The organism is Lysinibacillus sp. KCTC 33748 (assembly GCF_002237755.1).
GTDB lineage: Bacteria > Bacillota > Bacilli > Bacillales_A > Planococcaceae > Lysinibacillus.
Genome location: NZ_MWSJ01000001.1, coordinates 241,191 through 266,205 on the forward strand (window position 1 = coordinate 241,191; position 25,015 = coordinate 266,205).

24 protein-coding genes and 2 pseudogenes are annotated in these 25,015 nt (G+C 33.7%); 25 read left to right on the top strand and 1 reads right to left on the bottom strand.

Features of this window, described 5'->3' with window-relative positions; genetic code table 11:
- Window positions 1-34: 34 nt before the first annotated feature.
- From flgM to B1B04_RS01065, 9 genes are all read left to right on the top strand, one after another.
- Window positions 35-295: a flagellar biosynthesis anti-sigma factor FlgM gene (gene flgM / locus B1B04_RS01025; RefSeq protein WP_079559477.1), complete on the top strand. Its 261-nt coding sequence runs from the start codon at window positions 35-37 to the stop codon at window positions 293-295.
- 27 nt (window positions 296-322) lie between these two features.
- Entirely contained in the window at window positions 323-823 is a 501-nt protein-coding gene (locus tag B1B04_RS01030) for a flagellar protein FlgN (protein ID WP_079559478.1), read from the top strand.
- Window positions 824-889: 66 nt separating this feature from the next.
- On the top strand, window positions 890-2,446 hold the full coding sequence (gene flgK / locus B1B04_RS01035) for a flagellar hook-associated protein FlgK (RefSeq protein WP_079559479.1): 1,557 nt from the start codon (window positions 890-892) through the stop codon (window positions 2,444-2,446).
- 42 nt (window positions 2,447-2,488) lie between these two features.
- Window positions 2,489-3,406 carry a flagellar hook-associated protein FlgL gene (flgL, locus tag B1B04_RS01040; RefSeq protein WP_079559480.1) on the top strand — a complete coding sequence of 306 codons (918 nt, stop codon included), beginning with the start codon at window positions 2,489-2,491 and terminating at the stop codon, window positions 3,404-3,406.
- A gap of 107 nt (window positions 3,407-3,513) precedes the next feature.
- Window positions 3,514-4,077, top strand: a complete 564-nt coding sequence (locus B1B04_RS01045; RefSeq protein ID WP_079559481.1) for a DUF6470 family protein — start codon at window positions 3,514-3,516, stop codon at window positions 4,075-4,077.
- A 16-nt stretch (window positions 4,078-4,093) separates the two neighbouring features.
- Window positions 4,094-4,537, top strand: coding sequence for a flagellar assembly protein FliW (fliW, locus tag B1B04_RS01050; protein WP_079559482.1), 444 nt, complete (start codon window positions 4,094-4,096; stop codon window positions 4,535-4,537).
- Window positions 4,537-4,755 carry a carbon storage regulator CsrA gene (csrA, locus tag B1B04_RS01055; protein ID WP_079559483.1) on the top strand — a complete coding sequence of 73 codons (219 nt, stop codon included), beginning with the start codon at window positions 4,537-4,539 and terminating at the stop codon, window positions 4,753-4,755. The genes fliW and csrA overlap by 1 nt, the downstream gene beginning before the upstream one ends.
- Window positions 4,756-4,957: 202 nt before the next feature.
- Window positions 4,958-5,800, top strand: coding sequence for a flagellin Hag (gene hag / locus B1B04_RS01060; RefSeq protein WP_079559484.1), 843 nt, complete (start codon window positions 4,958-4,960; stop codon window positions 5,798-5,800).
- A gap of 712 nt (window positions 5,801-6,512) precedes the next feature.
- Window positions 6,513-6,857 carry a DUF8042 domain-containing protein gene (locus B1B04_RS01065; RefSeq protein ID WP_079559485.1) on the top strand — a complete coding sequence of 115 codons (345 nt, stop codon included), beginning with the start codon at window positions 6,513-6,515 and terminating at the stop codon, window positions 6,855-6,857.
- A gap of 42 nt (window positions 6,858-6,899) precedes the next feature.
- On the opposite strand, the pseudogene B1B04_RS26620 reads toward B1B04_RS01065, so the two are convergent.
- A pseudogene (locus B1B04_RS26620) lies at window positions 6,900-7,159 on the bottom strand (transposase); the annotation flags it as partial.
- 203 nt (window positions 7,160-7,362) lie between these two features.
- Here B1B04_RS26620 and pseB point away from each other — a divergent pair.
- The 16 genes and pseudogenes from pseB to B1B04_RS25885 all read left to right on the top strand — a co-directional run bounded on the left by pseB (window position 7,363) and on the right by B1B04_RS25885 (window position 25,003).
- Entirely contained in the window at window positions 7,363-8,334 is a 972-nt protein-coding gene (gene pseB / locus B1B04_RS01075) for a UDP-N-acetylglucosamine 4,6-dehydratase (inverting) (protein WP_079559487.1), read from the top strand.
- Window positions 8,335-9,298 (top strand): annotated as a pseudogene (gene galE / locus B1B04_RS01080) (UDP-glucose 4-epimerase GalE).
- The gene (locus B1B04_RS01085; RefSeq protein ID WP_079559488.1) at window positions 9,295-10,236 is read left to right on the top strand and encodes a UDP-glucuronic acid decarboxylase family protein; all 942 of its coding nucleotides are present in this window, start codon (window positions 9,295-9,297) and stop codon (window positions 10,234-10,236) included. The pseudogene galE and the gene B1B04_RS01085 overlap by 4 nt, the downstream one beginning before the upstream one ends.
- Window positions 10,237-10,239: 3 nt before the next feature.
- The gene (gene galU, locus B1B04_RS01090; protein ID WP_079559489.1) at window positions 10,240-11,121 is read left to right on the top strand and encodes a UTP--glucose-1-phosphate uridylyltransferase GalU; all 882 of its coding nucleotides are present in this window, start codon (window positions 10,240-10,242) and stop codon (window positions 11,119-11,121) included.
- Entirely contained in the window at window positions 11,118-12,365 is a 1,248-nt protein-coding gene (locus B1B04_RS01095; RefSeq protein ID WP_079559490.1) for a UDP-glucose dehydrogenase family protein, read from the top strand. Before galU ends, B1B04_RS01095 begins: the two co-directional genes overlap by 4 nt.
- A 21-nt stretch (window positions 12,366-12,386) precedes the next feature.
- On the top strand, window positions 12,387-15,164 hold the full coding sequence (locus B1B04_RS01100) for a motility associated factor glycosyltransferase family protein (RefSeq protein WP_079559491.1): 2,778 nt from the start codon (window positions 12,387-12,389) through the stop codon (window positions 15,162-15,164).
- Window positions 15,165-15,206: 42 nt separating this feature from the next.
- Window positions 15,207-16,325 carry a nucleoside-diphosphate sugar epimerase/dehydratase gene (locus B1B04_RS01105; protein ID WP_079559492.1) on the top strand — a complete coding sequence of 373 codons (1,119 nt, stop codon included), beginning with the start codon at window positions 15,207-15,209 and terminating at the stop codon, window positions 16,323-16,325.
- 122 nt (window positions 16,326-16,447) lie between these two features.
- Entirely contained in the window at window positions 16,448-17,641 is a 1,194-nt protein-coding gene (locus tag B1B04_RS01110) for a methyltransferase domain-containing protein (RefSeq protein WP_079559493.1), read from the top strand.
- Between the two features lie 202 nt (window positions 17,642-17,843).
- Window positions 17,844-19,157: a nucleotide sugar dehydrogenase gene (locus tag B1B04_RS01115; protein WP_079559494.1), complete on the top strand. Its 1,314-nt coding sequence runs from the start codon at window positions 17,844-17,846 to the stop codon at window positions 19,155-19,157.
- Window positions 19,126-20,280, top strand: coding sequence for a glycosyltransferase (locus tag B1B04_RS01120; protein ID WP_079559495.1), 1,155 nt, complete (start codon window positions 19,126-19,128; stop codon window positions 20,278-20,280). The genes B1B04_RS01115 and B1B04_RS01120 overlap by 32 nt, the downstream gene beginning before the upstream one ends.
- Before the next feature lie 47 nt (window positions 20,281-20,327).
- Window positions 20,328-20,768, top strand: a complete 441-nt coding sequence (locus B1B04_RS01125) for a cupin domain-containing protein (protein WP_079559496.1) — start codon at window positions 20,328-20,330, stop codon at window positions 20,766-20,768.
- Window positions 20,761-21,894: a DegT/DnrJ/EryC1/StrS family aminotransferase gene (locus B1B04_RS01130; RefSeq protein ID WP_079559497.1), complete on the top strand. Its 1,134-nt coding sequence runs from the start codon at window positions 20,761-20,763 to the stop codon at window positions 21,892-21,894. The genes B1B04_RS01125 and B1B04_RS01130 overlap by 8 nt, the downstream gene beginning before the upstream one ends.
- Entirely contained in the window at window positions 21,891-22,172 is a 282-nt protein-coding gene (locus tag B1B04_RS01135) for a class I SAM-dependent DNA methyltransferase (RefSeq protein ID WP_079559498.1), read from the top strand. The genes B1B04_RS01130 and B1B04_RS01135 overlap by 4 nt, the downstream gene beginning before the upstream one ends.
- 79 nt (window positions 22,173-22,251) lie before the next feature.
- Window positions 22,252-22,512 (top strand): hypothetical protein, encoded by a 261-nt coding sequence (locus B1B04_RS01140; RefSeq protein WP_139376932.1) that lies wholly within the window; start codon window positions 22,252-22,254, stop codon window positions 22,510-22,512.
- Window positions 22,513-23,982, top strand: coding sequence for a glycosyltransferase family protein (locus B1B04_RS01145; RefSeq protein ID WP_079559500.1), 1,470 nt, complete (start codon window positions 22,513-22,515; stop codon window positions 23,980-23,982). It begins immediately after the preceding gene.
- Window positions 23,983-24,013: 31 nt separating this feature from the next.
- Complete coding sequence (locus B1B04_RS25885) at window positions 24,014-25,003, top strand: TylF/MycF/NovP-related O-methyltransferase (RefSeq protein WP_205756626.1); 990 nt, start codon at window positions 24,014-24,016, stop codon at window positions 25,001-25,003.
- Window positions 25,004-25,015 lie beyond the last annotated feature (12 nt).

A 25,015-nucleotide genomic window follows, 5' to 3' on the forward strand; every position in this document is an offset into this window, starting at 1 on the left:
ATAGTAAGATAAGCTTTTAGACAGGGGGGATTACATGAAAATTACATCATATGGTATTAATGCAGTGAACGCCTATAACAATCAGGTGCGCAATGTAAAATCAAGCACTAACAAGGCATCCTTCACAGATAAAATCGAAATTTCAAAGACTGCACAAGAGATGCAAGGGATTTCAACATATAACACAGAGCGTGCAGACCGCGTAAAACAATTAAAAGAAGATATCGCATCTGGTGAATACAAAGTAGACGCTCGCAAAGTGGCAGAAGATATGCTGAAATATTATCGTTTCTAAGGAATTTCAGAAAGGGTGCTTCGCAATATGTCTGTAGAAACGATTTGTTCTACACTAACAAAACTAGAAAGAATGCATAAAAGCTTACTTGAACTAGCCATAAAAAAAACTGAAATCATTACAGCTGGCGATATTGAAGCACTGGACCAAATGCTCAAGGATGAGCAGGCACATGTAGCAGCCATCGATAAGCTCGAGCAACAGCGTCAGAAACAGGTAACGGATTACCTTGGGGCAAAAGGATTTGCTTCAACTGACAAAGCAACTGTCGCTGATGTCATCGAGGCCGCTGAACAACAGACTGAAAAAGACACGCTCTCAGCTGTTCGCAATCGATTATTGCAAATTGTCAATGACTTAAAAAAACAAAACGATTTAAATCAAAAACTCGTGTTCCAATCACTACAATTTGTCAATCTGACAATGGGTTCCTTACGACCTCAGAACGAGCAAATGAACTACTCTGGTAGTGAGATACGTGGAACAAATAAGGTTGCTAAAAAATCATTTTTTGATTCTCAAGCATAGTTTCTTGCGCCCATGCAAGAAACATTTGCTTGGAATTTTAAATGTTCATAAAAAGGAGGAAAAAGAATGCGCTCAACATTTATGGGCTTAGAAGCTAGTAAACGCGGTTTATTTACACAACAAACAGCTCTATATACAACAGGACATAATATTTCCAATGCAAATACATTAGGTTACTCTCGCCAACGAGTAAATATGCAAGCAACGCAAGGTTTCCCACAAGCTGGTTTAAATCAACCTAACTATCCAGGGCATCTAGGAACTGGGGTTGAAGCGGGATCGATTCAACGTATGCGTGATGAATTTGTTGATCGCCAATTCCGTCAAGAAACAAACAAGCTAGGCTATTGGGAATCACGTTCAAATGCGATTTCTCAAATGGAAGATATAATGGACGAACCGTCTCAATATGGTTTAAACGCAGCATTAGAACAGTTCTGGAAAGGTCTTCAAGATGTCAGTACAAACCCAGAAAATGCAGCCTCTCGTAAAGTAGCAATCAGTCGTGCTGACCACCTAGCTGAATCATTTAGATATATGGACAAGCAGATAAAAACAATTCAAGGTAACATAGGAAATGAAATTAATGTAGCGACAAATCGTATCAATTCACTTCTAAAACAGATTGCTGCCATCAATAAACAAGTGCAGGAAGTAGAACCGAATGGTCATGTACCGAACGACTTATATGATGCACGTGATGTTCTAATCGATGAATTAAATAATTACATACCTGTATCCATTAAACGTGTCGAATCTGGTGGAAATGCTAGTGCTGTGGCTGAAGGAAGTGTGACAGTTGTATTCAAACCATATGGTACAGATAAAGAGATTGAGCTAGTGAATGGTAGAGACTTTGCTACTATTGAAGTAAATGGCACTGTCGCAGATCCAAGTGGTTCCAAGCAAATTAATGGCAACGACTTGTCCAATGTGTTTTCATCTATTCAAGTAAGTGGACTTGGTACATCAGAAACCATTACATATGACCAGTTAGAACCAGGTAAAGGGAAAATGTTATCTCTTATTGATTCGTACGGATACGATAGTCCAGGTGGACCAAAAGGGTATTACGTCGAAACATTAGCTGACCTTAATAAATTGGCAGTTAAATTTGCTGAAGCCTTCAATAAAATGCATAAGCAAGGTTATGATTTAACAGGTGTTCAAAATGGTTTAGATTTCTTTACTACGGAAGATGGATTACCAATAACTGCAGGCAATATTAAGGTAAATGATGAATTTTTAAAAGATCCTTCTAAATTAGCTGCATCTGATGCGGCAAATGAAGAAGGAAATGGTAAATTTGCACTTGAACTCGCTAATCTTCAATCAAAAAGCCAAGCCGATTTAGATGGTGCGACGTTTAACTCCTTCTATCAAGGGATGATTGGAAAACTAGGAACTGATGGGGAAGAAGCTTATCGCTTAAACATGACTTCTCAAAAATTATTAGTAACACTTTCAGGTAACCGTGCTTCAGCAAGTTCAGTATCCCTTGATGAGGAAATGACAAATATGATTACGTTCCAACAAGCATATAATGCCAACGCACGTATGATTACAGTTGTCGATGAAACATTAGACAAAATCATTAACGGCATGGGCCGTGTAGGACTATAAAAAATACTCTAGCATTACGATAGAAAGGGGCTTTTAAAAAATATGCGCGTAACACAATCCATGTTATCGAATAACATGCTTTTAAACTTAAATAATAGCTACGGTAAAATGTCTAAGCTACAAGATCAAATCATGTCGGGTTCAAAAATCACTCGCCCTTCTGATGATCCTGTAATAGCAGTAAAAGGAATGGGCTATCGCCGTGATTTAGGTCAAGTTGAACAATATACACGTAATATGAATGAGGTTAATAACTGGTTAGACACAACAGACGAATCGCTCAACCAAGTTGGTGAACAAATGAAGCGTGTTCGTGAGCTTGTTATTCAAGCGGCTAACGATACGAATACACCAGATGAACGTGCGAAAATTAAGGCTGAAATTGATCAAATTCGTCAGCAAATTCAAGATGTAGGAAACACAAAGATTGCCGATCGTTATATTTTCAGCGGAACACGTACTAATCAGCCATTGTTTGAAAATGGTGCAATTGATCCAACAAAAGTAAACTCAGAAGATGTAGTTATTGAAGTTTATGATGGTATTCAGATGAAAGTGAATACTCCTGGAGCTGAACTTTTTCAAAATGTTGATGACATGATGGGGAAAATTTCAGATCTTTTAGATCCTAATCGTGCTGGTGGACCAGCTACTGGTGAAGAAATTGGTAATGCGCTTGGAGGAGTAGCTGAACAAAGCAAAGGCGATGATATTACAGCTATGCATAATAAAATTCTCGAGGCTCAGGCTGATGTTGGGGCACGTCAAAATCGTGTAGAGTTAATGGAAAATCGCCTTTCTATCCGTGAAGTAAGTGTAACAAAGCAATTGTCCGATAATGAAGATGTTGATTATGCGAAGGCAATTACAGAAATGGTGACTAGTGAAGCAATTCATCAAGCTGCACTTTCTGTTGGTGCGAAAATTATTCAACAAACATTGGTAGATTTTATCAGATAAAATAGTCTTTCTTAATATGTGTCAGATTTGAGAGATCTTAACGAATAAGATTAAAAGAAGCGTTTGGACATTTTGTTCAGGCGCTTTTCTTGAAAGGAGAGGTATAGATGAGACTGCCGCAAATCCAAATTCATACAACAGATGCAAAAATAGACCTTAATATTTCTAAACCACAACAATCTATTAAACAACCTAAAGCAACTCAGCATATTGAACAGCCGGCCGCTATTTTAGAAGTTCATACGACTAAAGGCGTTTTAAAAATAGACTCATCTCAAGCAAGACGGGATATAGGGATGATAGGTCCGTTGGAATCAAATTCCCACTATGCGGAAAAAGGAAAGCAAGAGGCTCTTAAAGGGATGGCACGTAGAGCGAGTGAGGGACGTCAAATGATGGGAAACGCTGGTAAAGGTCAAGGCCGTGCAACTATCCAAAATATCGCGAAACAAAATCATGGACCACACCGGACGCCATTTAATATTAAATTTGTCCCATCTATAGGCTCTGTGAAAATTGACTACACACCAGGCACAACAGATGTCAATATTCAGCGTAGAGAGCCAATAATTGACGCAAAAGTGAACAAACCAATACAAGAATACACGCCAGGAAAAGTAACTGGTACAATGGTACAAAGACCGGATGTTGACATCAATGTCATCATTTAAAGGAGCGTATAAAAGAATGAAAATTGCTACTAAATTTTTAGGTGAAATCGAAATTGGGGAACAGGACATCTTAACGTTTGAACATGGTTTACTTGGATTAGAGAATGAAACAAATTTCGTATTATTACCTATAGATGCAGAACTCCCTTTAGCGATACTGCAATCTGTTGATAATGTGGAAATTGGCTTTGTAGTTGCCTATCCGTTCGCCTTCAAAAAAGACTACAGTTTTGATATAAGCGAAGATGATCGTAACCAACTACAAATTGAGAAGGAAGAGAACGTACTTACATACTCTATAGTTACAATGAAGGAAACATTCCAAGAATCAACGATTAATTTGCTGGCACCTATAATCGTTAACATGGATAAAAGATGTGGTAAACAAATTGTCCTGCAAGATAATAGATCCTATCCATTACGCTACCCAATGCAAACATTGGAAGGAAGTGCGAAATAATGCTAGTACTTTCTCGTAAGAAAGATGAATCTATCATGATAGGCGATCAAATCGAAATTAAAATACTAGCTGTCGAAGGAGAGCAAATTAAAATCGGCATTGTCGCACCAAAAAACGTAAAAGTACACCGTTCAGAAGTTTTTGAAGCCATTCAAGCGCAAAATAGAGAAGCTTTAACAGCATCTTCAAGCTTCTTGGAACAGCTAAAGAAAAAATAAAGAATAGGTTTTTTAGTGGTAATTTTAAATTAGTAATCTATTACATAAAAAAATAAAAAAAACTTTCGAAAAACTATTAAACATTTCCAACTAAATACGATATATAAATTGTAAGGGGCAGGAAGTACATATTACTACCTAATCCGAAACATTCCACACGGATGTGGAATGACAAAAACAAACATTCAAGGAGGAATTCCAGATGAGAATTCAACACAACATTTCAGCTTTAAACACACACCGTAACCTTGCTTTCAACAACACTCAAGCTTCTAAAAACCTTGAGAAATTATCTTCAGGTTACAAAATCAACCGTGCTGGCGATGACGCTGCTGGTTTAGCAATCTCTGAAAAAATGCGCGGACAAATCCGTGGTCTTGACATGGCTACTAAAAACGCTCAAGACTCAATCTCTTTAATCCAAACTGCTGAGGGTGCTCTTAACGAAACTCACTCAATTCTACAACGTATGCGTGAATTATCAGTACAATCTGCAAATGATACTAACACACAAGAAGATCGTGATAAATTACAAGCAGAAGTAGATCAATTAGCAAAAGAAATTAACCGTATCTCTAATACTACAGAATTCAACACAAAGAGTCTGTTAAACGGTGACTTAGAGACTGATGGAGCAAAATTCCACATCGGTGCTAACTCTGGTCAAAACATGACACTTAATATTGGAAAAAATGATGCTGCAGAATTAAAAGTTGGTACTACGAATGATGAAAAAACTGAGGGTATTAAAATTGATTCTCAAGAAAATGCAGATAAAGCAATTAAAATAATTGACAATGCAATTAACACTGTATCTGCAACTCGTTCAAACTTAGGTGCTGTACAAAACCGTTTAGAGCACACAATCAATAACTTAGGTGCATCTTCAGAAAACTTAACAGCTGCTGAGTCTCGTATCCGTGATACAGATATGGCTAAAGAGATGATGGGCTTCACTAAAAACAACATCTTAATGCAAGCTGCTCAATCTATGTTAGCTCAAGCTAACCAACAGCCTCAAGGCGTTCTTCAATTATTACAATAATTTTGAAGCTGTGTTTAAAACCTTTAGCCATTTTTTGGCTAAAGGTTTTTTTATTAATTACTTACACAATTAATAAAAATGACCGATATTATAATGAGTGATAAGTATGAATAATAAAGGTTAATGGTTATTTTGTACATAGGAGCAAGAGCAAATCGGTTAGTCCAAAAATAAAATTCCTCATCATGCACATTGTATTTGGCTATGGATGAAGCTATCTAGTAGATGCTCTATTAAAGAGGTTTCAATTTGATGAGAAGCTTATAGTAATTGCCCACTACTAGACAATGGAAGTATAAAAGTAAGAGAAACGCATGAAAAAATAGTTGTATTTAATAGTACTGTTATTGAAGATTTGATATTCGTCTGAGGAATTTTACAAAAGGGATTCGAATAACCTTTCAAGTATTTTGTTAATCGAATTATGATAAAATATCCCCAAATATGTTTAAATTAATTTTTTAAAAGGTAGCAAAAATAAATATAGCTATATGATATTTTAATGAAAGAAATAACAAGAACTTTTAGGTCAACTGCCAGTTGAGTTGATTGTTGCGTCTATTACAATGGAAGTTATGCTGGCTGCTTGCAAAAGAAAACGAAACGGCTGAAGATATGTATAAGCGATTAAACAAAAGATCTTTATAATGAACTAAATAAACCTATAAAGAAAATAAGAAGCTATTGACAAACATAAAAGTGAGGGATAAGCATGACAGAAGAAGTAATAGAAGTAATTATAAGTTACAATGATTATTTATCAAAAGTACCTTCGGGAAGTGTTCAAATTGCAAATTATTTGCGAGAGGATAATGTTCAAAATGCCATACAAATGGTTTTAGATTTTTCTGAAGGTATGGCGTGGCTAGTGCATGCTACGGAATTACTAGAAAAGAATGGTGTAAACGTAAAGTTTGAGGCGGAAAAAATTCATGAATTTTTAAATGAAGTGAATTCAGGATTAGAAATGCAAGATTATGTGTTAGTTGCAGATATGTTTGAGTATGAAATTGCAACATTCTTTACAGAAGTACAACCAATTGTCGGGATAATATAATGATGGATTGGTCGTTGACAAGTTAACATAGTGAACCTTTTACCATGACAGAACCATGTAGGTGCAAAAACAATAGCTGTATGACTAACAAGTAAATCATAAGATTTGCTTTAGAATGCTTTTTGTAGACGTAATAGTGATTTAATTGCTTTAAAGAAGATTTCGATAACCCAACGCATCCCATAGATTCGGATGATTTCTTGTTCTGGGAGTGTATAACCGGTACTGAGAATTGCCAAATTTTTAGATATATGAAACAAGAATGAGTTAAAATTATTTTTTCTATAAAATACCAACGATACCTATTTGTGGGATATTTATAACTTAATGGTTATTATTGTTTAGGGAATTATAAATAGATAGCGATAAACTTAGCGTCACATCTTATTAGATGTGACGTAATTTTGTTATAAAATTTTAGTTTCTCGAGTGTTGGCCGATATATAATAGAAAGCGAGTATATTCATAAAATACATAAAAGCTGAATTGAGGTATTTAATATAGAATGGAAACAGTTAAAAATAAAACGGTACTTGTCACAGGAGGAACCGGATCTTTCGGGAGAAAGTTTATTCGAAAGATTTTAAATTTAGGTGTAAAAAAGGTAATTGTTTTTAGTCGTGATGAGCTGAAACAATATGAAATGAAGCAGGAGTTTATTGATTCACGTTTGCGTTTTTTTATTGGTGATGTTCGTGATAAAGATCGCTTACATCGTGCATTCGATGGCGTCGATATCGTCATTCATGCGGCAGCGATGAAGCATGTGGATGCATGTGAATATAATCCATTCGAGGCAGTCAAAACGAATATTAATGGTGCACAAAATATTATTGAAGCCGCAATTGACTGTGGTGTGGAAAAAGTGATTGCACTTTCAACAGATAAGGCATGTTCACCAGTAAATCTTTATGGAGCAACAAAGCTTGCTTCTGATAAGCTTTTTGTGGCAGCTAATGCCTATGTAGGAGAAAAGAAAACAAGTTTTTCGGTTGTGCGTTACGGTAATGTAGTGGGGAGTCGAGGAAGTGTTGTGCCATTCTTTAAAAAGATAAAAGAAAAGGGTACATTGCCTGTTACAGATGAACGGATGACACGATTTTGGATAACATTAGAACAAGGCGTGCAATTTGTACTTGATAATTTAGAACGTATGCATGGTGGTGAAATTTTTGTACCAAAAATTCCAAGTATGAGAGTTACAGATTTAGCCAAAGCCATTGCTCCGGAGTGTAACATTGAGATTGTTGGCATTCGCCCAGGTGAAAAGTTGCATGAAGCGATGATTATGGAGGATGATGCACGGCATACGGTTGAATTTGATGATTATTATATTATTCAACCAGAATTTCCATGGTGGTCAAAGAAATATGCCGAAGGCGGGAAAATATTGCCAGATGGGTTTGCCTATACAAGTGACAATAACGTAGAATGGCTTACGATCGAGCAATTACACAATTTAGTGGAGGATATGTAGATGATTGCGGTAATTGGTGGAGCAGGCTATATTGGTTCACACACGATAGTATATTTAATACAACAAGGAAAAGAAGTAGTTGTGTTCGATAATTTGAGCACAGGTCATAGAGAGTTTGTGCCAAATCATATCCCGTTCATAGAAGGAGATTTAGCGAATAAAGAGGACTTAGTGAGATTGTTTACAGGTTATCTACAAATTCATACAGTGATTCATTTTGCTGCATTTGCTTATGTTAGTGAGTCAGTTGAACAACCTTCAAAATATTATCAAAATAATGTTGTGAATACGATTAAGTTGCTTGATACAATGCTATCTTATGATGTGAAAAAATTGTTTTTTCCTCAACATGTGCAACATATGGGAACCCGATAGAGTTGCCAATTACAGAAAGCCATCCACAACACCCTATTAATCCTTATGGTCGCTCAAAATTAATGATAGAACAAATCATGGAGGATTACTCCGTAGCTTATGGAGTGAAATTTGCTGCATTACGTTATTTTAATGCGGCAGGAGCAGCTGTGGAATGTGACATTGGTGAATGGCATGAGCCTGAATTACATTTAATCCCACTTATTCTAGATGTTGCAGTGGGTAAACGGGAAACTATTTCAGTATTTGGCTCAGATTTCGAAACACCTGTATCCGTGATTATATTCATGTCACTGATTTAGCAGATGCGCATAGTCGGGCTGTTGAATATTTAGGTAAGCATGCAAATAATTTAAAGCTTAATTTAGGAAATGGTGAAGGTCATTCAGTTCTCAAAATTATTCAAGAAGTTGAGCGGATTACTGGGCAAACTATATATTCAGATAGACGTGTAGGCGATCCTGCAAGACTAATTGGTTCAGCCGAAAAAACAAAGCAAATATTAGGGTGGCATCCGCAATATAATCTTCAGCAAATAATAGAGACGGCATGGCATTGGCATCAAAAGAAATTTGGAGGACTACAATGAAACGTATTCTAGTAACAGGCGGGGCAGGATTTTTAGGTTCACACTTAATTGATCGATTAGTGGAACAAGGACATGAAGTAGTTTGTATCGATAATCTACAAACAGGTTCGCTCGAAAATATAGCGCATTTACAAGGGGAAATTACTTTTCTTCAGCATGATATTTCTGAAAGTTTGCCAGAGCTAGGAAACTTCGATGAAATTTATAACTTGGCATGCCCTGCAAGTCCTGTCCATTATCAGGTAAATCCCGTGCATACATTCAAAACGAGTGTACTTGGTGCATTACATTTACTTGAACTTGCACGAAAAACAGGAGCGAAGATTTTCCAAGCGTCCACTTCAGAGGTATATGGGGACCCTTTAGTACATCCACAACCGGAGCGTTACTGGGGTCATGTTAATCCAATCGGCATACGTAGCTGTTATGACGAAGGTAAACGTGGTGCCGAAACATTGTTCTTTGATTATGCAAGAATGTATGATGTAGAAATTAAAGTTGTACGTATTTTTAATACATATGGGCCAAGAATGGATGCTAAAGACGGACGTGTTGTGAGTAATTTTATTGTCCAGTCCTTATTGAAGAAACCTTTAACTATATATGGTGATGGTAAACAGACACGCTCTTTCTGCTATGTAGATGATTTGATAGACGGTTTTTTACGATTAATGGCAACAACAGAAGAAGTTACAGGCCCTATAAACCTTGGGAATCCGAATGAATTTACAATGCTTGAACTCGCAGAAAAAGTTGTGAAATGGACAGGAAATGATACACCATTACAATTTGAAGAGCTTCCACAAGATGACCCAAAACAACGTCGACCGGTGATTGCTGAAGCACAACGTATCCTAGACTGGGAGCCGAAAGTCATGTTAGATGAAGGGCTTCAGAAAACAATCGCTTATTTTGCGAGTAAAGTGCAGGAGAGATGAATAATGCAAAGAGTACGTAAGGCAGTAATCCCAGCAGCTGGCTTGGGAACAAGATTTTTGCCTGCAACAAAAGCACAACCAAAGGAAATGCTACCAATTGTGGACAAGCCTACAATTCAATATATTGTAGAAGAAGCAGTGGCATCGGGTATTGAAGATATTATAATCATTAGTGGACGCAACAAACGTTCAATTGAAGACCATTTCGATACGAATTATGAATTAGAACATACATTGGAAATGAAGGGGAAGCTGGATGATTTAAGAGAAATCGAAGCTATTTCAACTCTAGCGAATATACATTATATACGCCAAAAAGAAGCGAAGGGCCTTGGAGATGCCATTTATTGCGCACATCGTTTTATTGGAGATGAGCCATTTGCAGTTTTGCTAGGAGATATTATTTTACAAGCACCTATTCCTGCGTTAAAACAATTAATTGATACATACGACCGCGAAAAGGTTTCTGTCATCGGTGTCCAGCAAGTACCAATGGAAAGTGTCCATAAATATGGTGTGATTGATCCAGTAGCTGAGGTGCAGAATGGTAAGGCAATTGAAGTAAAGGGTTTTATTGAAAAGCCGTCAAAAGAGGCTGCTCCCTCTAACTATGCTATTATGGGACGCTATATTCTAACACCTTCGATTTTTGAAAAGTTGGAAGCTACTGAACCTGATACGGGTGGAGAAATCCAATTAACGGATGCGATTCAATTGTTAAACCAGGAAGAACAAGTAGTTGCACAAGATGTTGTAGGACAATTATATGATATTGGTAGTAAAATTGGCTTTGTCCAAGCGACTATTGACTTTGCATTACAACGTGAGGATTTAAAAGATGATATTCAAGCTTACATCAATACGAAAGCAGAGGTAACAAAGTGAACGTAGGCATTATTGGAACGGGATATGTCGGTTTAGTAACAGGGGCCGTGTTATCAGACATTGGGCATGTTGTTACTTGTTTAGATATTAATGAAGAAAAGATTAATACCCTTAAAAAAGGGCAATCGCCAATTTATGAACCTGGATTAGATGAAATACTAGCACGTAATATTGCGGCAAGTCGTTTATGCTTCACAACAAATGCTCAAGAAGCATTTGCACAGGCAGATATTATCTTTATATCTGTCGGTACACCTCAAGGAGAAGATGGGGCAGCGGATCTGTCATATATCGAACAAGCAGCTAAAGATATTGCGATCAATGTAGATCATGATGTGATTGTTGTTGTGAAAAGTACGGTTCCCGTAGGTACGAATGATAGAGTGGAAGAAATACTTCATGCGAATATGCTAGCGGGGTTACAAATTCATGTAGTATCTAATCCGGAGTTTTTACGAGAAGGACATGCAATTAACGATACATTTTACGGAGATCGTATTGTAATAGGAGCAGAGAATCCAATTGCTAGAGACAAGATAGAAAGTTTGTTCCAGTCATTAAATATACCAATTCTGCATACGAATCGTCGCAGTGCAGAAATGATTAAATACGCATCAAATGCATTTTTAGCAGTTAAAATTAGTTACATCAATCAAATTTCTAATCTATGTAATGCACTAGGGGCAGATGTGAATGCAGTAGCAGATGGTATGGGTATGGACCACCGAATAGGACGCGCCTTTTTAAATGCTGGATTAGGCTATGGCGGATCATGTTTTCCAAAGGATACAGAAGCATTAACCTATTTGGCAAGTGAAAATGATGTGAATTTAAGCATAGTACAATCGGCTATACAAGCTAACAGCGAGCAACGGCATATCTTTGTTCAAAAAGTAATCAATCACTTTAAAGGTGAGGTTGTAGGGAAGAAAATTGCAATATTAGGATTAGCATTTAAGCCAAATACTGACGATATGCGTGAAGCCCCATCCATTATGATTATTAAAGAATTAGTGGCAAAAGGTGCTGAAATTTCAGCGTATGACCCAGTTGTAAAGAAATCCTCGTATTTGGAGGGAATAGAGCTAACTTATGCTGCTACTAAGGAAGAATGTGTGTCGGAATCAGATGCAATCTTGCTAGTTACAGAATGGCAAGAGTTTATCGAGGCAGATTGGGCTAAGTTAATGACTTATTCTAGCAATGCGATTGTCTTTGATGGAAGGCAAATACTTAAAATTTAATGGCTATTGGAGGTGGATGAAGTGAGCAAAATTCAAGTTGAAGTACTTGAAAGTAAAATAGGGGTTCCAGCTTTACAAGTAGAGATAGATGATAAAAAAATGATGCTTCATAGTAAATATAATCCTGTGCAGGAAGCTGAACGTTTTATTGATTCTCTTAGAGAAAAGATTGAAGAATCTGAGCATATCTTATTTTATGGAGTGGGACTAGGTTATCATATACGATACTTTTGTGAGCAGTTCCCTGAAAAACTTGTATCGGCGTATGAACCAGTTGCAGAAATTGCTAACTTGTGCTTGAAGCTACAATCTAAAACGACATTTCCGAAAGAAAAGGTAGCACATTTTTTAGTAGATGATAATGAGGATTCATTGCAAGGAAATTTACAACAATTAAGAGAATTAGTACATCAAAAATTTACAATTATTACTTTGCCAGTGTATGAAAGGCTGTTTCCAGGACAAATTGATTACTTCAACCAATCCTTTAAACAATTTCTTATTATGACAGGAAATGATATTGCAACGGTCATGGAGTTTTCAAAGAGATGGACGATTAATTCAATAAAAAACTTGCAATATGTAGTAGAGAGTCAAAGTATATTTGAGAAAAAAACGTTTTTTAAAGGGAAACCGGCAATAATTGTTAGTGCAGGTCCATCTTTAAATGAAGAGCTTGCCAATCTGAAATATATTAAAGAAAATGGACTCGCTTATATTTTCGCAGTAGGTTCTGCAACTAAAGTGCTAATTGATAATAGTATTTATCCAGATGCGGTATGTACATATGATCCACAGCAACATAACTATAGATTATTTGAAGAAATATATAATAATCGCATTAAAAGTATCCCAATGATTTATGCAACGACGGTTGGACATGAAACGTTGGACCAATACTCTGGACCCTTGTTTAGCTTCATTACAACACAGGATAACTTAACGCAGCAATTACTAGAGAAACAACAGAAATCAGTTATTTATGATGCACCATCAATTGCTGTCATCACTTTACAGCTGCTCAATGTCTTGGAGGTAAGTAAAATTATTTTAGTTGGGCAAAACTTCGCTTTTAAACAAAATAAGTTTTATGCAGATGGTATTGAACGATATGATAAAGAAAAACAGGGCTTTTCAGATAACACGGTTCAGTATCAAGATAAGGCGACAATAATTGAAGTTGAGGATGTATATAATAGAAAGGTAAGTACAAATGCACATTTTCAACAAATGAAAGCAGACATGGAAATAGTACTCCAACTTATTCAAGTACCTACAATAAATACAACTCAGGGTGGAGCGAAAATTGCAGGCACGAATTTTAAAAGTTTAAGAGCAGTTATTGAAGAAGAATTGGGCCAGAAAGTTGTGAATGAACAATGGTATCAAACTAGTGTGGAGAAACAGAAGCTTAATGGGAAAATACTTAATCAGTTAGAAAAAGAATGCTCTACGTATATGAGTGTATTTAACGAAATGGAAAGTATACTGAAACAGTTGGCTGAAAATTTAAAGGTAATCTCATCCGAACAGCCAATCAATACTTTACAAAAGTTTGAGAGACTTTTACATGACATGCAGAATACTTTACTATCTAAACTAATTCTTAATCCAATTCTTAAAATGGACAATGAAAAATTGATAGCTAAATTAAAAGTAAGCAATAAAAAAGTAAGTATAGAAGAACGTCTAAAAGATTTATTAGAGCATTATCAAACCTATTTAGATACAGTTCTAGTAACTTATAAAAAAGTAATCCCAATTTTACAAACACATGTATTCTTGAAAATGAATTCAGATCAAAGATTGAAATTTTATGAAGCGACATGTGGCGTTTTTCACTATGAAGGTAAGTGGGAAAAAAAATGGTTAGAACTTCAGGAAAATGAGAATAGCCCTACTGAAATTTATGCTGTTGGTGTTGTAACGAAACGACAAAATTCAACTGTTGAATTTGAATTTAAAGGTACAACTTTCCAAATTGTTGGTTCGAATAATTCAACAACCCCTTTGAAAATGAAGATTATAATTGATGGGAAAGAGCAAATTATCACAATCAGTAAAAATACTGAAGAAAGTGACTTAATCCAATCCCAAGTTTTATTTGAGGTTACAAAACTAACAAATAAAATACATGGAGTAGAGGTTGAAGTTATCTCTAAAGATACTAATTTTAGGTTATTGGGCATTAAAATCAATCAAGATGGACGAGTATATCATATCCATGAAGTAGAGAAATTTGAAGATTTAGAAGTTGGAAAACGGATACGCTATCATTATGAAGCTCCTCCTGGTGTTGTCGGGAATTTTAGCAAATCAGAAGTAGATACAACAAGTTTTTTATCAATAACAGGATCAAAAGAACCCAATGGAGATTTTTATTTTATTATGGTAGATGAGTTGGACAATGAGAAAAAACTAATTGCTGACCGGAATATACAGAACTATATTTCATGGGAGGAACTTTCAAAGAATGGACTTACCGTACTTTCAGGAAGAAAAAGTTTTTTTGATGAAAGATTTGTTCTATTAAGATTAATGACGGGTGGCAGTGATGAGACAGATACTGATAATGAATGGGATAACTATTTAGGAGTTAATAATACTATTTTTGGGGAAATAGATATTTGGAATGCAGGACGTGGAATAGGAACCTGGATACTTGAGCACTATTCTAGAAACATTAACATTGCTCCGCGTAGAACGCTAGTAGAAGGGGCAGAATTTGTGGTTAGCAGCTTATCATATAAACACAATCATACAAAATATAATGGTTTTCGCCCACTAATAATGCTTTAAAAGAGACATTACAATATATTAAATAAATCGAGGAGGAGTGGAATGTTTAAGAAAAAAGTTTTAATTTTTGGTACTGGCTCAAGTTCAATCGAATTTTATGGATATTTAAATTTAGAAAAAGTTGAAATAATCGCATTTATAGATAGTAATCCTCTAAAAAAAAATACATTTTTTTTAGAAAGGTATAAGATTTTATCTCCAAAGGATATTAAGAATGTTTATTATGATGTAATAATTGTAGCAAGTGTATTTCAAGATGAGATTTCAAGTTTGTTAATAAAAGAGAATGTTCCATTTGAAAAAATTATTTATTATAAAAGTGAATATTACGAAGACTTTTTAAAAGAACAAATGATGAATTTAGAGCTTTCTCAGTTTACGAATAAAAGTCAAGATATTGAACTTATTGCTACAGGTTTGTCTTATGTCCGTGACGGATTGGATTTATCAATTTTAAAAAAGAAGGCTTTTAACTTTGGGTTCTCGAGTCAGGATCTCTTTTCAGATTATTACATTCTTAATAGTATTCTTAAACACAATAGAGTGGATAATCTCAAATATATTTTGTTAGGAGTATCGTATTTTAGCTTTAGTTATGATTTAAGTAAATCTATTAATTCATATCTAACGCCCAGATATTATGGTTTGACTAAAACCATGCGTTCATATCAAGTACAAGATGAATATTTTAAATTCCGAAATATAGCTGAGTTAGCGCTCGATTATGAGCAAGATGTTAATAAAGCTCAATTAAAGTATCAAAATAATAAATATTACGAGGTAATTTCAAATAAAGATAAGCAAGAAGGAAAAAGAACTGCACTAAGACATTCATCGAAAAGTTATCCGTTAACAATAGATGAAAACAAAGCTATTTTTAATCAAATTTTAAAACTATGTGAATCCCATGGTGTTTTACCTATTGTTGTGGTTTTTCCAGTAACAAGTTATTATTTTGATTTTTTAACTAAGGGGTTTGAACAAAAATTTTTAGATTTGATATCTGAATATCAAAAAGAGTATAAATTTCTATATTTAGATTATTTAAAAGATACCAATTTTAAAGATGACGATTTTTGGGATGCAACTCATTTAAACTTTAAAGGAGCAAAAAAGTTAACGGAGAAATTAAATGAAGTTTTACATAAGTTGAAATCATAATATGTTGAAAAAATAATGATTATGAACTCTATATATGTTAATTAATTTAATAATATTAATTTAGTAAAACTCAATTAATGTTATTTAAAGTTATATTATAAAATAACTAGTGAGGATACACTATGATAAAGTTAAATGAAAATAATAGAAGTGAAGTTTTTAAGATAGTAGAAGATGGAGTTTACTTAATAAAAAAAAATTTCAAAGTGAAAAATGAATGTTTGAGAAATGAAAAACTTGCTTTTGGGATTTTTAATGATTTTTCTTGGATGACAAAAATGATAATTGAAGGAGAAAACTATTTTGTAAGGGAGTATCTCCCAGGAGACGCTAGATTAGATATTATTTCTATCAAGCTTACGGAAGAAGAGAAAGAAAATATTGCGGGTCAAATATTAGACGCTATTTTAGATATGTATACTTTGGGATATTGTCATAGAGATCTTCATGCAAAAAATATTTTTGTAATTGATGGGAAAATAAAAATAATTGATTTTGAGGTTATGGGCGAAATCAATAAATCGGTAAATAATTTCATTACAAGTTACGATTTATCAGGGGTAGGCATGGATTCACCATATGAAACAAATCACATGTGTTTTATGAGTAATCATCCGTTATCAATTACAAATATTTTAGAGGTTAATTTATCAAGTGCTATTAATGAATTAGAAAAAATATTAAAAAGAAAACTACAAGAAGTTACTTCAACATTTCAAACAGTTAGTAGTAGCTATACAACGACACTTGGAAAAATATACAGTTCTTTTAACTTGCCGTCATTTAACATTGACTCAAGTATCACTCAAAGAAATAACAATATGAGATTGAAAAAATTTAAAATAGAAGAAAGCGATATTTGTTCGAAAACTATTTTAGATTTAGGATGCAATGCTGGTGGAATGCTTTTTGAAATTCAAAAGTTATATCCAGCAAAATGTTTGGGTATTGAATATGGAATTGATAAAGTTGTATTAGCTAATAAGATTGCAGCATATTCAAATTTGAAGAATTTAGTATTTCAACAAGCGGATATTGATAATATTAATCTAAGTGAATTTAACAAGACGTTTGATGTAGTACTTTGTTTATCTATTGAAGGTCATCTTAAGAATAAAAAGAAATTATTTGAATTATTAGGGAAGGTAACAGGAAACTTGCTTTTATTTGAGGGGAACGCAAATACAGATATATATGAGGTTAAAGAAATATTAATGAAAGTTGGTTTCAATTATATAGAAGATTTGGGGTTCTGTAATGATGATGCATTGGAGGAAAATAACTGTAGACCGCTCTTGAAAGCTTATAAAAATTAATAGTACGAAATTAAAAATTATAGAATTTTGATTAAAGTAATCTAGATTTTTGAAAAAAGTAAAGTAAATAGGTTTTATATATTTATAAGACTTAGAGATTTGTAATGATAAGGTATTAGAAGTAATTAGCTTTATATTTCTTTGAAATCATATAAAAATTGAGAATTTCTAAAAATAATATTTATATCAGGGGTAGTGTTATATGGATCTATTTCAAAAAAATTCAAATCTTGAAACGAGTATTTCTATAATTGGTTTGGGATATGTCGGGCTACCTTTAGCTGTTGAATTTTCAAAAAAATTTAATGTAGTTGGTTTTGACTTAAATAAAGAAAAAATCAAATTATATAAAGCAGGATGCGATCCAACGAACGAAGTAGGAGATAATGAGGTTTTATTGTCTAATGTTTTATATACTTCAGAAGAAAGTAAGCTTATTGATTGTAAAATGCATATCATTTGTGTACCTACGCCAATTAATAGCGATAAAACACCTAATTTAACACCTATTATTGAAGCAAGTAAAATTGTTGGACGTAATTTGCAACGGGGGGCAATTGTTGTATATGAATCAACTGTGTATCCAGGTACGACTGAGGAAATTTGTATTCCTATTTTAGAAAAAGAATCAAATTTAAACTTTGGTCAAGATTTTACTGTAGGATATTCACCAGAACGTATTAACCCAGGAGATAAAGTACATCGTTTGAAAAATATTGTGAAAGTAGTGTCAGGATCGGATGACTATACCCTCGATGTAATTTCAAAAGTATATAAATCTATAATAGAAGCTGGGATTTACAAGGCACCTTCTATCAAAGTTGCTGAAGCTGCTAAGGTGATTGAAAATTCTCAACGGGATATCAATATAGCATTTATGAATGAATTAGCCATGGTCTTCAATAAAATGGATATTGATACAGTGGAAGTATTAAAAGCTGCTAATACGAAATGGAACTTTCTTGATTTTAAGCCAGGATTAGTTGGTGGACATTGTATCGGTGTGGATCCTTATTATTTTATTTATAAAGCTGAACAATTAGGATATCACTCACAAATTATTGCAGCAGGCCGAAAAATTAATGATGGTATGGGGCAGTATATTGCAAATAACATTATTAAGCAGATGATTAAAGCTGAGTATCAAATAAAAGGTGCAAAAGTAGCCATATTAGGATTAACGTTCAAGGAAAATTGTGGTGATATACGAAATTCAAAAGTAATTGATATTATCCGAGAGCTTGAGGATTACGGGTTGGAAATTTCCGTTTATGATCCACTAGCTCAAAAGCAAGAAGTGGAAAAAGAGTATACAATTAAACTGGTTGATTTTGATTCAATAAAAGAAATGGATGCTATTGTCTTAGCAGTGCCACATGATATTTTTTTGGAAAACTATAGTCCTAGTACATACAAAGTTTTTTTAAAGGAATCTAGTAAATTAATTGTAGATGTTAAAGGAGCTCTAGATAAAGAAAGTTATCTTGAAAAAGGCTTTAATTATTGGCGTCTATAAAGAGAGAGGGATTGTGATGAGCTTACCACTCATATCTGTAGTTATTCCTGCTTATAATAGGGCAAAAACGATAAAGTATTGTTTAGATTCAATTACGAGTCAAACTTATAAAAATATAGAAATAATTGTTGTTGATGATGGATCACAGGATAACACTGTTGATATTGTTAAATCTTATAATGATTCAAGAGTGAAATGTATTATAACCAGTGGAAATAGAGGAGCCCAAGCAGCAAGAAATAGTGGTATCAAAAATTCCATTGGAGAATGGATTGCGTTTCAGGATTCTGATGATGAGTGGTTACCTAATAAATTATCTAAACAAATAGAGCGAGCTCTTAATATTCAGGCAGAAGTTGTATATTGTGAATGCTATGTGAAAAAGGAGGATGAACTGGGTTTATTTGGAACAAAAGGGTTCGAAGGGAACATTTATAATAAATTGCTATTTAATCAAGATCCTACATTTCCAGGGATAGTAGTTAAAAAAGAATGTTTAGAAAGTATCGAGTATTTAGATGAAAATGTCCCATCATATCAAGAATGGGACACAAGTATTCAGTTAGCGAAAAAGTTTAAATTTGCCTATTGTAGTGAACCTCTTTTCATATACCACCTTCATGAAGGTGAAACAATATCTAAAAATATCAAACGTGGATTTGATGGTATGAAGTATATTGTAAATAAATATGCAGACGAAATGGAACTATACGGTGGAGCAAGTTTGATGCATCATTATTATTCCTATCTTTTAAAAGGGTATGAAGAGTTGGGTGAAGATGTTGAAGTTTTGAAGAAAATAGTCTCTAATTACAATTTTTTAGAAATGGAGAAGTTTAATACATGCAAGGAAGTATGTATTTTTGGCGCGGGTTCTACAGGGAAAGAATGTCTAGAAATATTGAAAAAAAACGGAAAAGAAGTTTTGTTTTTTATAGATAATAATTATAAATATGGAGAATTTGAAGGTTTACCTGTTTATAGTGTTGATTATTTAAAACAAGCAGAAGTTGGCTCTATTATACTCGCAAGCCTTGGTCATGTCCAAAGCATGAGAAAACAACTACTAGACTTAGATATAAAGAGTAATGTAATTGATTATAATCTAATTAAAATAGAGTAATAAGTTTATAGACTATATAATCACTAACAGAGGGGAGGGCGGAAGTTATGATTGAACAGATTCAGCATGAGAGTAAGGTATTAGCCATTGTAATTCATTCAAACTATCAAGCCCCAGGTATTACATTTGTTACACCTAACGAGCTCTCGCAACAATTAGCATATATGAACCACCCAAAAGGGAAGATTATAGAGGCGCATGTACATAATCCTGTACCAAGAGAAGTAATTCACACTCAAGAAGTACTATTTATAAAAAAAGGTAAACTTCGCGTGGATTTTTACGATGAGCATAAAAATTATTTTGAAAGTCGAATTCTTAGCGATGGTGATACTATTTTGTTAATTCAGGGTGGACACGGATTTGAAGTGTTAGAAGAAATTGAAATGATTGAGGTTAAGCAGGGACCATATATTGGTGAAGAAGATAAGACCAGGTTTGAAGGTGTAGCGGCTGACCAAATAAAGGTGCGTGAATCAAGTGAATGATTTTATCCCAGTAAATGAACCCTTATTAAATGGTAACGAAAAAAAATACTTATTGGAATGTATTGATACTGGATGGATTTCCTCAGAAGGTCCATTTATTCAACGCTTTGAAGAAAAAATGGCAAATACAGTTGGACGAAAGTATGGTATTGCAGTTTCAAACGGTACAGCTGCACTTGAAATTGCTGTTCAGGCATTAGGAATTGGTGCAGGGGATGAGGTGATTATTCCCACGTTCACGATCATTTCATGTGCCTCAGCTGTTGTAAAAGCTGGAGCAACGCCAGTTTTTGTTGATTGTGATTTGGATACGTGGAATATGTCAGTTTCGAAGATAGAAGAGAAGATTTCTAAGAAAACAAAGGCTATTATGGTTGTACATATTTATGGTCTTCCAACTGATATGAATTCAATTTTAGCATTAGCAGAGAAATATAATTTGAAAATCATTGAAGATGCAGCTGAAATGCATGGTCAAACATATGAGTGGAAACCATGCGGTAGTTTCGGCGACATTAGCATTTTTAGTTTTTATCCTAATAAGCATATTACAACAGGTGAGGGTGGTATGATTCTCACTGATGATAAACAAATAGATGAAAAATGCCGTTCTTTACGGAATTTATGCTTTAATTCTAAGCGGAGATTTATTCATGATGAATTAGGTCATAACTACCGAATGACAAATATGCAGGCAGCTTTAGGTGTTGCTCAATTAGAGCAGCTAGATACATTTGTTGAAAAAAAACGTGCGATGGGAAAATTATATACAGAATTATTATCTGATGTTCCAGGCTTACAACTTCCTGTTATTGAAACGGCATATGCACAAAATATTTATTGGGTGTTTGGAATAGTTTTAAAAGATGATGTTCCTTTTGAAACTGAAGAAATAATGAAGAAATTGGCAGATGAAAACATAGGGACACGACCATTTTTTTGGCCGATGCATGAACAACCTGTGTTTAAAAAAATGGGTTTTCTCACTAATGAAGCTCTTCCGAATGCTGAAAAAATTGCACGTAGAGGATTTTATATTCCAAGCGGATTAAATTTAAGTGAACAACAAATCCATGATGTTGCAAATGCTGTTCGTACAGTTATGTTGGAGGCCATAAGAAAATGAGTAATTTTAATCAGTATGCTGAATATTACGATTTACTTTACAAGGACAAAGATTATATACAAGAAGCTAATTATATTGACAGTTTGCTTCAAAAATACTCATCAAATACAAAATCTATTTTAGAACTAGGGTGCGGAACTGGAAAGCATGCAATAATCCTAGGTAAAAAGGGTTACAAAGTTCATGGAGTTGACCTAAGCGAAGGTATGATTCGAGAAGCTAAAATACATTTGGAACAAGAGGAATCTACTGATATTCAATTAACACAAGGAGATTAGGAAGGTAAGATTAGAAGAAAAGTTTGATGCAGTTATTTCTCTTTTTCATGTGATGAGTTATCAAACTGAAAATAAGGATTTGGAAGACGTTTTTCAAACTGTAAGTGAACATTTAAACGAAGGTGGCTTGTTTATATTTGATTGTTGGAATGGTCCAGCTGTATTGGCAGAGCAGCCAGAAACAAGAGTAAGGCGTTTGGAAAATGATGCAGTAGAAGTTACTAGAATCGCTGAGCCAACATTACATCCAAATGAAAATGTTGTGGATGTTAATTATGAAATATATATTAAGGATAAGAAAAATAATCAGATTACGAAATTTAGTGAAAAAGGTGATTAGATGAAGAAACGAATTGCTTATTTCTTAGCCAAGTATCCAATACATCAGCAGGTTGCAGATGGAGCTTTAATGTTTGCAAATAAAGGCTATCATGTAGATGTATTTTTGTATCAATCAGCTAATATAATTTATGCTTTTAAAAAGCATTCAAATATTCATGTGATTGATTGTACTGATAAAGACGTTGAAAATTTAATTCCGAGTTTATTTTCTAGTCAATATATGTTTGTTGAGAACAGTGAGATTATGAATTCAGTAAAAAAAAAAATTGTATTTGGCACGGGAGAATTATCACAAATATTTTTAAAAAAGATACTACTGAATGTAACCTATTATATAGATAACAATGAAGAAAAATGGGGGAAATGTATAGACGGAAAACCAATATTCGCCCCATCCGTATTAAAAAATGAGGATATTGATAATTCTATTATTATTATTGCCAGTTCATATTATAAAGAAATTGCAAATCAACTATCAATATACGGTTTAATAGAAAATAAACACTTTTATAATGCGCTAAATATTCTCGATCAATTTATATTTTCTAATTATGCGATACAAAAAAGTTTTAATTACTTAAGGGAAAACCAATATGTTGCCTTTATTGGTGTTGAAAAAATCGGGGGAATTTGGGCGGGAATCTCGGCAAATAGATTAAAAGTACCTTATCTGTATCATAGTTTAGAACTGTATACATCTGATTATCCAAATTGGAATGATTATCACTTGTTGCACCAAGTTGAAAAAAAATATCATAAAAACGCGATTGCAACAATTATACAAGATCATGCAAGAGAAAAAGTTCTTTTACAGGATAATGAGATTAGTTCAAACCATCAAGTCTTACATGTGCCAGTTTCTATTACTGCTGAAAATATAGAAAAAAGCCGTTTCAATTATTTTATAGAAAAATTTAGTATAGATTATAGAAAAACAATCGTTTTATTATGGGCAATGATTACACCTGCAAGATTTTGTGAAGAAATTGTCAATGAGGCACAGAATTTATCATCAGATTTTCAAGTAGTTATTCAAGGACTTGTATTTGATAATGATTATTTAAGATACTTAAAAGATTTGGATATCAAAAATAGAATTATTTTTTCAACAGAGCCAGTAGATTACGATAAGATTAAAGATGTAATTGATTCTGCAGACATTGGATTAGCATTTTATCGTGACATTCCGATTAATGACCAATTGACAGTATTATCATCTGAAAAGATAGCTCGTTATTTGGAGGCAGGAAAACCGATAGTTACTTTTGATTATGAAAATTATCGTAGCATAATGGATGAAAATCCATTTGGTGTTTACATAAATAATTTTAGCGAATTACAAAATGCATTGTTACAAATTAATAGTAATTATGAATACTATTCTAAAAAGTCTCATCAAGCTTTTAAAAAATACTATGATTATAATCAGCAATATAAGAAAGTTATCGAATTTATTGATTTATTGTAAATAATACCAACGGAATTTAAGAGGTGAAAGTGTGAAACCAAATATTGTTATTTTTGGAACAGGGAAATTTGCTGAGCATGCATTAGAAGAAATAGATAAGAGTAGCATATTTGCCTTTATCGATAATTCTGTAGATAAAATTGGAACAGAATTTCATGGGAAAAAAGTGTACTCATTAAATAGTTTAAATGAGTTGGTTAAACTCCATGAATATAAAATTTATATAGCTTCAACGTACTATAATGATATTTCTACGCAATTAAAAGCTTATGAATTAATTGAAGATATTCATTTTGAGGACGTTGCAAAATTGCTATCTATTAATAAAGTAAGAGAAATTTATAATGTCGATGCAGATATAGAAGATGAATTTATTAGTATATATATTAAAACTAAGAGATACACATTAACATCTATAGAAAGAATGTATGCTTTGTATCAATCTGTTAAGTATATAGTCTTAAATGATATTCCTGGAGCATTTGTAGAGTGTGGAGTGTGGAGGGGGGGGAGTGCAATGGTAATTGCAGAAACTCTATCTCACTTAAAATGCTATACTTATGATTTATATTTATATGATACATTTGAAGGAATGACGGAACCGGAAGATGTTGATGTGAATCTTGTTGGAGAACTAGCACACCAAAAGTGGAGTGAATCTCAAAAAGGAGCAATAAATACATGGTGTTATGCCTCTTTAGAGGATGTTAAAGAGAACTTATTAAAAACGAATTATCCGTTAAATAAAGTGAAATTTATAAAAGGAAAAGTAGAGGATACTATACCAGATACTATTCCTAGTGAAATTGCATTATTACGTTTAGACACTGACTGGTACTCATCAACGTATCATGAAATGAAGTATCTATATCCTTTATTAGTACAAAGAGGTATTTTAATAGTAGATGACTACGGACATTGGTTGGGTTCAGCTAAAGCGGTTAATGAATATTTATGTGAAGAGAAAATAAATTTACTCTTAAATAAGATTGATTACTCTGGTAGATTGGCCATTAAATAATAAATTGTGTAT

What these genes read in the sequence shown, in the direction of transcription:
- flgM (WP_079559477.1), top strand. Translation starts at nt 35, where the DNA reads ATGAAAATTACATCATATGGTATTAATGCAGTGAACGCCTATAACAAT.
- B1B04_RS01030 (WP_079559478.1), top strand. Translation starts at nt 323, where the DNA reads ATGTCTGTAGAAACGATTTGTTCTACACTAACAAAACTAGAAAGAATG.
- flgK (WP_079559479.1), top strand. Translation starts at nt 890, where the DNA reads ATGCGCTCAACATTTATGGGCTTAGAAGCTAGTAAACGCGGTTTATTT.
- flgL (WP_079559480.1), top strand. Translation starts at nt 2,489, where the DNA reads ATGCGCGTAACACAATCCATGTTATCGAATAACATGCTTTTAAACTTA.
- B1B04_RS01045 (WP_079559481.1), top strand. Translation starts at nt 3,514, where the DNA reads ATGAGACTGCCGCAAATCCAAATTCATACAACAGATGCAAAAATAGAC.
- fliW (WP_079559482.1), top strand. Translation starts at nt 4,094, where the DNA reads ATGAAAATTGCTACTAAATTTTTAGGTGAAATCGAAATTGGGGAACAG.
- csrA (WP_079559483.1), top strand. Translation starts at nt 4,537, where the DNA reads ATGCTAGTACTTTCTCGTAAGAAAGATGAATCTATCATGATAGGCGAT.
- hag (WP_079559484.1), top strand. Translation starts at nt 4,958, where the DNA reads ATGAGAATTCAACACAACATTTCAGCTTTAAACACACACCGTAACCTT.
- B1B04_RS01065 (WP_079559485.1), top strand. Translation starts at nt 6,513, where the DNA reads ATGACAGAAGAAGTAATAGAAGTAATTATAAGTTACAATGATTATTTA.
- pseB (WP_079559487.1), top strand. Translation starts at nt 7,363, where the DNA reads ATGGAAACAGTTAAAAATAAAACGGTACTTGTCACAGGAGGAACCGGA.
- B1B04_RS01085 (WP_079559488.1), top strand. Translation starts at nt 9,295, where the DNA reads ATGAAACGTATTCTAGTAACAGGCGGGGCAGGATTTTTAGGTTCACAC.
- galU (WP_079559489.1), top strand. Translation starts at nt 10,240, where the DNA reads ATGCAAAGAGTACGTAAGGCAGTAATCCCAGCAGCTGGCTTGGGAACA.
- B1B04_RS01105 (WP_079559492.1), top strand. Translation starts at nt 15,207, where the DNA reads ATGTTTAAGAAAAAAGTTTTAATTTTTGGTACTGGCTCAAGTTCAATC.
- B1B04_RS01110 (WP_079559493.1), top strand. Translation starts at nt 16,448, where the DNA reads ATGATAAAGTTAAATGAAAATAATAGAAGTGAAGTTTTTAAGATAGTA.
- B1B04_RS01115 (WP_079559494.1), top strand. Translation starts at nt 17,844, where the DNA reads ATGGATCTATTTCAAAAAAATTCAAATCTTGAAACGAGTATTTCTATA.
- B1B04_RS01125 (WP_079559496.1), top strand. Translation starts at nt 20,328, where the DNA reads ATGATTGAACAGATTCAGCATGAGAGTAAGGTATTAGCCATTGTAATT.
- B1B04_RS01135 (WP_079559498.1), top strand. Translation starts at nt 21,891, where the DNA reads ATGAGTAATTTTAATCAGTATGCTGAATATTACGATTTACTTTACAAG.
- B1B04_RS01145 (WP_079559500.1), top strand. Translation starts at nt 22,513, where the DNA reads ATGAAGAAACGAATTGCTTATTTCTTAGCCAAGTATCCAATACATCAG.